7 protein-coding genes are annotated in these 10,552 nt (G+C 67.9%); 5 read left to right on the top strand and 2 right to left on the bottom strand.

From position 1 onward, the window contains the following. The 3 genes from JZ791_RS26310 to JZ791_RS26300 all read left to right on the top strand — a co-directional run. Positions 1 to 496, top strand: a 496-nt coding sequence (locus JZ791_RS26310; RefSeq protein ID WP_216897907.1) for a zinc-binding dehydrogenase, incomplete at its 5' end; no start/stop codon positions are given. A 34-nt stretch (positions 497 to 530) separates the two neighbouring features. Beyond that, positions 531 to 1,736 carry a MaoC family dehydratase gene (locus JZ791_RS26305; protein WP_216897906.1) on the top strand — a complete coding sequence of 402 codons (1,206 nt, stop codon included), beginning with the start codon at positions 531 to 533 and terminating at the stop codon, positions 1,734 to 1,736. A 23-nt stretch (positions 1,737 to 1,759) separates the two neighbouring features. After that, positions 1,760 to 3,457: a class I adenylate-forming enzyme family protein gene (locus tag JZ791_RS26300; RefSeq protein WP_216897905.1), complete on the top strand. Its 1,698-nt coding sequence runs from the start codon at positions 1,760 to 1,762 to the stop codon at positions 3,455 to 3,457. A 266-nt stretch (positions 3,458 to 3,723) separates the two neighbouring features. Here the strand turns inward: JZ791_RS26300 and JZ791_RS26295 are convergent, their stop codons facing one another. Further along, positions 3,724 to 5,367 carry an MFS transporter gene (locus tag JZ791_RS26295; protein ID WP_216897904.1) on the bottom strand — a complete coding sequence of 548 codons (1,644 nt, stop codon included), beginning with the start codon at positions 5,365 to 5,367 and terminating at the stop codon, positions 3,724 to 3,726. Positions 5,368 to 5,708: 341 nt separating this feature from the next. Here JZ791_RS26295 and JZ791_RS26290 point away from each other — a divergent pair, with 341 nt between their 5' ends. Together JZ791_RS26290 and JZ791_RS46600 are read left to right on the top strand one after the other, a co-directional pair. Then, positions 5,709 to 6,221, top strand: a complete 513-nt coding sequence (locus JZ791_RS26290; RefSeq protein WP_308163104.1) for a MarR family winged helix-turn-helix transcriptional regulator — start codon at positions 5,709 to 5,711, stop codon at positions 6,219 to 6,221. A gap of 49 nt (positions 6,222 to 6,270) precedes the next feature. Beyond that, on the top strand, positions 6,271 to 8,976 hold the full coding sequence (locus JZ791_RS46600; RefSeq protein ID WP_216897903.1) for an MFS transporter: 2,706 nt from the start codon (positions 6,271 to 6,273) through the stop codon (positions 8,974 to 8,976). Between the two features lie 161 nt (positions 8,977 to 9,137). Here the strand turns inward: JZ791_RS46600 and JZ791_RS26280 are convergent, their stop codons facing one another. Next, positions 9,138 to 10,340, bottom strand: a complete 1,203-nt coding sequence (locus JZ791_RS26280; protein ID WP_254206322.1) for a damage-control phosphatase ARMT1 family protein — start codon at positions 10,338 to 10,340, stop codon at positions 9,138 to 9,140. Positions 10,341 to 10,552 lie beyond the last annotated feature (212 nt).

The following is a 10,552-nucleotide window of genomic DNA, read 5'->3' as shown; positions in this document are numbered from 1 at the left end:
GACAGTCGCACTGCTGACCAAGGCCGGTTTCACCGTCGCCGCCGCGACCGGCAAGCCCGGCGAGGTCGACTACCTGCAGAAGCTCGGCGCCGCATCGGTGGTCGATCGAGCCGAGCTGACCGAACGCGGTAAGGCGCTGCAGAAGGAACGCTGGGCCGGTGTCGTCGACACCGCGGGCAGTAACATCCTGGCCAACGCCTGCGCCCAGACCCGCTACGGCGGCGCGGTCGCCGCCTGTGGCCTGGCCCAGGGCATGGACTTCGGCGCCACCGTCGCACCCTTCATCCTGCGCGGAGTGACCCTGCTCGGCATCGACAGCGTCATGGCGCCCCGGGCGCGGCGCACTGCCGCCTGGGCGCGCCTGGCCCGGGATCTGGATGCCGCGGCGATCGAGTCGATCGCCGAGGAGATCCCCCTGTCCGACGCGATCACCGCCGCGAACCGCCTCATCGATGGCACCATCCGCGGCCGGCTCGTCGTCGACGTCAACCACTGAGACATCCACCGGCACCGAAATATTCAGGAGAGTCATGAGCACCGATAAATCGGCCACCCCCCAGTCGGGCGAGGTCGAACTGGACCTGTCCGACGTCGATCCCCGTGTCGGCCTGCCGATCGGCGGCGGCCAGCTGTGGGATCCGTGCAGCAAATCCGATATCCGCCGGTGGGTGATGGCCATGGACTACCCCAACCCGCTGCACTGGGATGAGGAGTTCGGCCGGGAATCCAAGCACGGCAGCATCGTCGCGCCGCAGTCCATCGCTATCGCCCTGGACTACGGCCACGGCGCCGCCCCGGCCTGCGTCGGCCGGATCCCGGGCAGCCACCTGATCTTCGGCGGCGAGGAGTGGTGGTTCTACGGAACTCCGGTGCGTCCGGGCGACCAGCTGTTCCAGGAGCGGCGCTTCCACGACTACAAGGTGGCGCAGACGAAGTTCGCCGGCCCCACCCTGTTCCAGCGCGGCGACACCACCCACCGCAATCAGCACGGCGCGCTGGTCGCGCGCGAACGGTCCACCTCCATCCGGTATCTGGTCTCCGAGGCCGCCGAGCGCGGCATGTACGAGAACCAGCTCGGCGAGATGAAGCGCTGGACCGACGCCGAACTGGACGAGATCGGCCGTCAGCGCACCGAGTGGATGATGTCCAACCGGCTGGGCGTCTCGCCGCGCTTCGACGAGGTGAAGGTCGGGGATACGTTGCCGCGCCGGGTGATCGGCCCGCACAGTGTCGCGACCTTCACCACCGAGTACCGCGCGTTCCTGTTCAACATCTGGGGCACCTTCGGCTGGGTCGCACCCGAGGGCGTCGAAGATCCCTGGGTGTACCAGGATCCGGGCTGGACCGAGGGGTTCGGCTTCGACGAGGAGGGCGCGAAGATCGATCCGCGGCTGCGCGACGGCCTGTACGTCGGCCCCTCCCGCGGGCATATCGATGAAGACAAGGCGGGCAAGGTCGGCATGGCCCGCGCCTACGGCTACGGCGCCACCATGGGCGCCTGGTGCACCGACTTCCTGGCCTTCTGGGCCGGTAACGACGGCTTCGTCCGGCATATCAAGTCCGACTTCCGCGGACCGGCGTTCGAGGGCGACGTCACCTATTTCGACGCCGAGATCACCGACAAGCGGGCCCAGTCGGAGTGGGGCGTGCCGCTGGTCGAGGTGAAACTGACCCTGGCCAATCAGGACGGCGGCGTGCTGGTCAAGAGCACGGCCGAGGTCGAACTGCCGCTCTAGCACCAGCACTAGGTGGAACTGATATGAATACCGTATCCGAGCAGGCCGTTTCGATCGTCTCGGGACCTCCGCTGAGCGACGAGCCCGGGCTCGGCACACTCACGTTGCCCGGCTTCCTGCGGGAGGTGACGCAGCTGTACGGCGATCGTGAGGCGATCGCCGCGCACACCCCCGAGGGCATCGTGCGCTGGTCCTATGCGCAGCTGTGGGAACGCGCGATCGAGGTGGCCCGCGCGCTGCGGGCCTGCGGGATCGGCAAGGACGGCCGGGTCGGCGTGCTGATGACGAACCGTCCTGAATGGATCGCGGCGGTCTTCGGCGCGAGCCTGGCCGGCGGTATCGCCGTCCCGCTCAGCACGTTCTCGACCGCGGCCGAGCTCGACCAACTGCTCACGCTGTCCGGCGTCTCGGTGCTGTTGTTCGAACGACGGGTGCTGACAAAGGATTTCGCGGCCGTCCTGACCGAACTCGAGCCCGCGCTCGAGTCGGCCGGGCTCGGCCCGATGCAGTCGGCGCGATATCCGTTCCTGCGCCGCCTGGCGATGATCGGTTCGCCGCTGCCGGGCGCCGCGATCGAGACCTGGGACACCTTCCTCGCGCGGGGGCGCGCCGAGCCACGCGAACTCGTGGAGGCGACAGGCGCGGCGGCGCGGCCGAGCGATACCGCGGTGCTGTTCTTCTCCTCTGGCTCCACCAGCGCGCCCAAGGGAGTGCTCAGCGCGCATCGCGGGGTCGCCATCCAGATGTGGCGGTTCCGAAGGCTTTTCGGCTTCGGCCCCGAGGACGACGTCCGCGCCTGGGTCGCGAACGGATTCTTCTGGTCCGGCAACTTCGCGCAGGCGCTGGGGTCGACCCTGGCCGCCGGTGGATCCCTGGTCCTGCAACCGGTTTTCGACGCCCCGGCCGCCCTGGAGATCATGCAGGCCGAGCGAGTGAACTTCCCGGGCGCCTGGCCGCACCAGTGGGCACAGCTCGAGGCCGCGCCCAATTGGGGCACGGTGGATCTGAGCGCCATGCGGTTCGTGGACTACTACACCCCGATCGCACGGCACCCGACCGTTTCGTGCCGCTGGACCGAACCGGGCCGCGCCTACGGGAACACCGAAACCTTCACCATCACAACGTGTTACCCCGCCAACACCCCCGACGAGGTGCACGCGGGCAGCAGCGGTGAAGCCCTACCCGGCGTGACCGTCGAGATCGTCGATCCGCTCGACGGCGAGGTGGTCCCTCGCGGCGAACGCGGCGAGATCTGCGTCAAGGGGCCCACCCTGATGCTCGGCTACCTCGGCACACCCCTCACCGAAACCCTCGACACCCAAGGCTTTTTCCACACCGGCGACAGCGGCTACCTCGACGACATCGGCCGGCTGTTCTGGGAGGGCCGCCTGTCCGACATCATCAAGACCGGCGGCGCCAACGTCTCCCCCCTCGAGGTCGACGAGGCCCTGCTGACCTACCCCGGAGTGAAAGTCACACGCACAGTGGGCGTCCCGCACGACACCCTCGGCGAAATCGTCGTCGCCTGCATCGTCCCCCACGCCGACGCCGACCTCGACCCCGAGCAGATCCGCACCTTCCTGCGGGAACGCCTGGCCAGCTACAAGATCCCCCGCCAGGTACTGCTGTTCGACGAGAACGACATCGCCCTCACCGGCAGCGCCAAGATCAAGACCAGCGACCTGCGCGCATTGGCCGCCGAGCGGCTGCGCACACCATAGTTCGGATCCTTTCGCACACTGCGCCGTACAGCCACACCTGCTGGTCGTGGCTGTACGGCGCAGTTCGTTGTCCTCGTTCCCGCGGTCCACATAGGCCAGCCATGCCAATCGGATCGTCCACGCATTCCGTACGACACGCACTGCGTAACCCGGGGTGACGCTGAGAAAATCGATTCTCCGACGTGTCGACACGTCGGAGAATCGATAACCGTCTCACCCGATGTCCGGGCCGGAAGCGTCCGGCCCGGACCGGGTTTTCAGGTGTGTCAGACCGCTCCGGCGCCTTCCTGCGCGGTCAGTAGGGCCGCCTCGGGGGCGCCGCCGCGCGCGGGTGTACGGCCGGTGCGCAGGGCTACGGCGAGCAGCACTGTCAGAGCGGCCGGTATGACGCCGATCGCGATGTAGGACAGGCTGTAGGCGGAATCGGTGTAAACGCTCGGGATATTGCTGACGATCGTTTTACCCCCCTGGTTGGCGACCAGTTGGAAGGGGTGAGCGCCCGCGATCGCGGTGAAGATGGCGGTGCCGACGGAGGTGCCGATGGAGCCGAAGACCGCCAGCATGCCGGCGCTGACGCCCTGACGCTCGGCGGGGACGGCGTCCACGAGCAGGTTCGGGTTCGACGCGTAGTAGAACCCGAAGGCTATTCCGTACAGCACGCCGATGAACACCTGCTCCTGCCAGCTCGAGTGCCACTTGACCCACAGCGCGCACGCGATCAGCAGGAACACGCCGCTGATGATCAGCAGGAAGCGGGCGCCGAAGCGGCGACACAGCCAGCCGCCGACAACGCCGAAGATCATGCCGAACAGCGCGGTCCAGACGGTGATGTGCAGTGCCATCTGCAGGACCGAGAAGCCGTTGGCGTAGCTGATATCGCCCCGGAAGGTGACGAACTTGGCCACGAGCGACGCCGGAACATGTGCCTTGGCTGCCGCGCCGGCCACGATCTGCCCCTCCAGTGCCGGGGCCTTCGGCGTCTGGAACATGTACGCGATCAGGATGTTGACCGTGGCGATGCCCAGGGTGAACAGGAATGCCACCGCCATCGGGATCGCGACCGCCCGGGACCGCAGCAGCGACAACTCGATCATCGGCTCGGGCGTCCGCAATTCCCATGCGATGAACCCAGCGAACAGAACCACACCGATGATGAGGTAGGCCAGGGAAGTAGCGTGCACCCAGCCCCAGCTGGAACCCTCACTGACATACACGAGAATCAGGCCGATGGAGCCGCCGAACAGCACGGCGCCCAAGATGTCGAGCCGTTGTTTGATCCGGAACGGCGACTCGGGGACGAAGATCATCACCAGCGGCGTGGTGACCACCACGTAGATGATGAGGAACCAGAAGACCGCCCGCCAGCTGTAGTGGTCGGTCAGCGCGCCGCAGATGATGGGCGTGAGCACCGCGCCGATGCCGAACCCGGTGCCGATGACGCCGATCGCGATGGGAATCCATTTGCGCGGCAGAAGATCCCTGACAAGGCCGTACTCGACGGCGGTCAGCGCCCAGGACGCACCGCCCAGGGCACGCCCGACCAGGAACAGTGGCCAGCTCGAGGTGAATACGCACAGTAGGGCGCCGATCAGGAACAGCAGACCGCACAGCAGCGTCATGCGCTTCTTGCCGATCAGGTCGCCGAGCTTGCCCAGCAGCGCCATGGTGGCGCCGCCCGCGATGCCGACGATCGTGACTGCCCAGGTCACGCCGGCTCCCGCGCCGGGGAACGACGCCGCGAATTTCGGCACGATGATCGAGACCATGCCGAGCTGCATCGGCGCAATCTCCGAGTAGAGCACCAGTGCGACGAGGATTGCGACGAGGCGACCCCAGTTGGTGGAGTCGATGCGGCCCATGTCCTCAGCTGCGGATGGCTGTGGATGTTGGATGTCTGTCGGTTCAGCCACGATGTGTTACCTAGCTACTTCGGTGAGATTCGGATTCAGGGGCAGATGGGATACATGACCGGTAATGGCCGCCTGCTCTTTTCCGGCAGGGCCAGCCATGGGCGGGGTAGTCGCGATCGGTCGATTGCGGAGTCGGGCGCCGGCGCGGTGGAGGTATTCCTGCGCGGCCGGCCGCCATGGATTGCTTCGGGTGGTGCGCATTGATCATAGGACTTCCGAGAATGCAATTCGCCTAAAATGAGAATCTCAATCCAGCGGCTTTGATCGCCGAGAGACTGGAGAAATCACAGTTGCGCCGGGAGGAGGTTTCAGATTCGCCGAAACATAGGTAGCCTATGTAGGTGTGTGATACACACAACAGTATGGGCGGAACTCACCCCGACGAGGACGTGCGCGAGCTCGCGGCGGCCCTGCTCGAGGTGTCCGCGATGTTGGTGCGTCAAATGCCCAATCGCTATGGGATGACGCTGACCACCATGTCCACGTTGGGGCGGCTGGAGCGGGAGGGGCCTATGCGGATCACCGCGCTCGCGGCGGCCGAGGGGGTCACCCAGCCGTCGATGACGCAACTGGTGCAGAAGCTCCAGCGGGCGGGCCTGCTCATCCGGCTGCCCGATCCCCAGGACGGGCGCGTCTGTCTGGTCGAGGTCACCGAGGCCGGTCGCACGATGCTCGCCCAACGCCGGCGCGACGGCCAGGACTGGCTCGGCGAACGCATCGCCGCCCTGCCCGTCGGCGAGCGCGACGAGCTGGACGCGGCCGTGCGGGCCGCGCTGCCCATCGTGCGGCAGGTGACTCGGCCACTGAAACACCCTGCGGCGCAACCGGATACCATAGCGTCACCCAGAAAGTAAGTGCGGCAGGGATTTCGGTCCCCGCCAGTTCGACGGATGGAACAGATCGATGGCTATCGAAGAACTGACCCGCTCGGCGGACCAGGGCCCCTCCGGGCGTCGCGCCTGGATCGGCGTCGACCATCCCCGCTACAAGTGGGTGGCCCTGACCAATACGACGCTCGGCATACTGCTCGCCACGGTCAACGCCTCGATCGTGCTGATCTCGCTGCCCGGCATCTTCAACGGCATCCACCTGGATCCCTTGCAGGCCAGCAACATCAGTTACCTGCTGTGGGTGCTGATGGGCTACATGCTCGTCACCGCGGTGCTGGTGGTCGCGTTCGGGCGCCTGGGGGACATGTGGGGCCGGGTGCGGATCTACAACGCCGGATTCGCGATATTCACCATCACCTCGGTGATCCTGTCGCTGGACCCGGCGCACGGCGCGGCCGGTGCGCTGTGGCTGATCGGCTGGCGGCTGGTGCAGGCCGTGGGCGGCTCGATGCTGATGGCCAATTCCGCGGCCATCCTCACCGACGCCTTCCCGGTCACCCAGCGCGGAATGGCGTTGGGCGTCAACATGGTCGCCGGTATCGCCGGGTCGTTCGTCGGGTTGATCCTGGGCGGCGTGCTGGTGTCCTGGGATTGGCGTGCGGTCTTCTGGGTGAACGTGCCCATCGGGATCATCGGCACGGTGTGGGCCTACCGGTCGCTGCACGAGACGGGCATACGCACGAGCGGGCGGATGGACTGGTGGGGCAACCTGACCTTCGCCGTGGGCCTGACCGCGCTACTCGCCGCGATCACCTACGGCATCCAGCCGTACGGCGGGCACACCATGGGCTGGACCGATCCGTGGGTGCTGGCCGGGCTGATCGGCGGCGTACTGATCCTGATCCTGTTCTGCGTGGTGGAGTTGCGGATCGCCGAGCCGATGTTCCCGTTGGGGCTGTTCCGCAACGCGTTGTTCGCGGGCGGTAACGGGGCCACGCTCCTGGGCGCGATCGCCCGGGGCGGAATGCAATTCATGCTGATCATCTGGCTGCAGGGCATCTGGCTGCCGCTGCACGGCTTCGACTACGCCGACACTCCGCTGTGGGCCGGAATCTATTTGCTGCCACTGACGATCGGGTTCCTGGTCGCCGGGCCGATCGCCGGATATCTGTCGGATCGGTTCGGCGCGCGGCTGTTCGCGGCGGCCGGATTCGTGGTGATGGCCGCCGCGTTCGCCGGAATGCTGGTGCTGCCCACGGATTTCAACTACTGGGTCTTCGCGCTGCTGATATTCGTGAACGGGCTGGGCAGTGGACTGTTCGCCGCGCCGAATACCGCGATCATCATGTCCAGCGTCCCGGCCGCCGCCCGCGGCGCGGCCTCGGGAATGCGCGCGACGTTCCAGAACGCGGGCATGGTGCTGTCGATGGGCCTGTTCTTCTCACTGATGATCGCCGGGCTGGCCGGATCCATGCCGCACACCCTGTTCAGCGGCCTCACCCAGCAGGGCGTCCCGGCCCAGGCGGCCTCGACGATCGCCGGTCTGCCGCCGGTGGGAGTGCTGTTCGCCGCGTTCCTGGGCTACAACCCGATCGCGCATCTGCTCGGGCCGCAGATCCTGGGGCAGTTGCCCGCCGCCAACTCCGCCACGCTCACCGGGCGGCAGTTCTTCCCGCATCTGATCGCGCAGCCGTTCCACAACGGTCTGGTGGTGGTGTTCTCGATGGCGATCGGGCTGTCGGTGGTCGCGGCGCTGGCCTCGCTGATCCGCGGGCGCACAAAGGATCTCGGGGTCCTGGATGCCGAGGTATCCGCCGACGCCGTGGCGGGGCTGGACACGTTGCAAGGAATCGCGCTGCCCGTCGAGACCGATTCGACCGACGCGCTCGTGACACGTCCCGCACAGAGCGCAGCGCCGGTCGTCACCGGGCGCACCGCACCGCTGCGACTCCCCTTCGACGAGATAACGCGCGGGGCGATGACGACGTCCGGCGATGAGGGCGGCCGCACGTCCGGCATCGGCGGCTACGTCGCCGACTCGGCCGGGCGACCGGTCCCCGGGGCCACCTTGACCCTGATCGACCACGGCGGGCATCAGCACGGGCGGGCCCGCTCCCGCACCGACGGCGCCTACGACCTGCTCCTGCCGCCGCCGGGCCGGTATGTGGTGATCGTGGCGGCCGAGGACTACAAGCCGCACGCCACCGCTCTGACCGTGAACGGCCGGCGGGTGGTGCACGACGTCGTATTGTCCGGCGGCACGGCGCTTTCCGGACGGGTCACGGCTCCCGACGGCGAGCCGGTGACCACGGCCACCCTCGTGGTCACCGAGATCCGCGGCGAGGTCGTCGGCGCGGCTGCCTCCGGCGCGGACGGAAAGTACATGGTGCCCAACCTGTTCCCGGGTCTGTTCACCGTCACCGCGAGCGCGCCCGGATTCCGTCCGGTCGCCGTCACGGCCACCATCGGCCCGGACGACCCGACCGGTTGCGATCTGGTCCTCCCGCACGCCGCCCGGATCGACGGTGTGGTGCGGCACAACCGGACCGACAACCCGATCCCCGGCGCCCGGATCACCTTGCTCGCGGGGGACGGGACGGTCGTGGCCAATGCCGTCGCCGACGACACCGGCACGTACGCGCTGACCGATCTCGTACCCGGGGATTACACGCTGTGCGCCAGCGGATATCCCCCGGTCTCGGGGACCGTGACGATCGACGGCCTGCGCGAACCCTACCTGGACCTGCACTTCGATACACCGACGAACCCAGTCGCGTAGAAGGGATCGCACGCGTGGCCGGATCGGGCCGGCGCTATACCGCGCCCGGGGATTTCCCCGACGGGACGATCACGCCGCGTACCGGAGCGGCGCCGGGCAGACGCCGAAGCAACGCACAGGCCGACCGCTCGCAGCGGGTGCTCACCGGGGCGCAGAACCGATCAAGCACACTGGATGACGGCGTAATCACCGCTGGTGCGCCATTTCGGATCCGTCGCGTCGAGTTCCTCGGCGCGACCCTCGGGCAGACCCACCGCCACATCGCATTTGAGCGTGCGCAGCGCCGCGACCGGTGACGGGAAGTAGCTCACGAGATCGGCGAAAGCGGTTGTGGGCGGCCAGTATCGGTCGCCCACCAGGCGGCGGTAGTTCAGGTCGCCCTTGAGGATGGTCACCGCGGCGCCGGACAGCTCGGCCGCCAGGTCGGCGGGCATATCGTGATATGTCAGTGGGGCGCAGAAGAATTCGTGAGTCCGCGGCACGAGCCGGTCCGCGCCCATCGCCTGCCACAGCCGCTGCCCGATCGCGCGTGTCCCCGGTTCGTCCGCCGCGCACAGCACGCGCAGCACCGCCAGCAGATCGTCCAGCGTGGCGTCGGAGACGTAGTACGGCTGCGGTTTGAGATAGACCACCACCCTGGCGGCCCCTCCGGCGCCGAGCAGGTGGTCCGCGAGAACCAGATCCGGCAGCAGCTCCCGGCCCGCGTTGTCGGCGATCAGGCATACCGTGCCGTCGTTCGCCGCGTCGAGCGTCTGCCACAGCGCGGCGCTGTCGTCCACGAGCAGTCCGCTGCGGCCCCCCGGCCCGGCGGTGAGCTGGAATCCGAGATCGGCCTGGTTTCCCCACAGCGCCGCGACCAGCAATCCATCGCGGGCGCTGCGCCCACCGCGTACCGGTTCGCCCTGCGCGCCCGGCGATTCCGCGGCGGCGGACAGTTCGGCGAGTGCGGCCATCTCGGCGGCGGCCTCCGGACCATCCAGTTCCGCGGATTTCTTCGGCTCGAACGGATCGACGCCGCGCCACACGCCGGGGCCGAAGTAGCCGACCGCCCCGAGCAACCGGCGGTAGAAGTAGCTCTCGGCCCACAGGAACGACGCCTCGGCCCACGGGCGGCCCCACAGGCCCCGGCCCCAGATCAGCCACTGGGCCAGGTCCGGCGCGTCGTCGCCGGGACGCTCGATCACCCCGTCGGCGCTCTGCGCGAGCAGCCGGTGCAAAGCCGCACGCTGTGCACTCGCATACGGACGCCCCGCGATCACCTGGTCGATGAGCTTGGGGTGCCGGTCGTGGAACACGCTGTGCGGGAACGTGCCCGGAACTCCGGCGAGGATCGGCGGCGCATCCCGCGTGGGTTCATCGGTCATATGTCGATCCTGGCTCATCGCCCCGCCCCGGACTCCCCCGGGCCTGAACACCGCCGCCCGCGTATTCGACTCGGGCGAATACGCCCATACCAGTCAGCGAATCCCGAGCACACTTGCCGCGATCCGATGGCGAATCTCAGGGCAACGTATCGGCACACCCCACCCGTCGCGGTGGTATGACCCAGAAATCCTGCACCGGCCTCATCGGGGTG

This window comes from Nocardia alni, assembly GCF_019038435.1.
In the GTDB taxonomy this organism is placed as follows: Bacteria; Actinomycetota; Actinomycetes; order Mycobacteriales; family Mycobacteriaceae; genus Nocardia; species Nocardia alni.
This window is presented reverse-complemented; position numbering and strand designations above follow the sequence as displayed.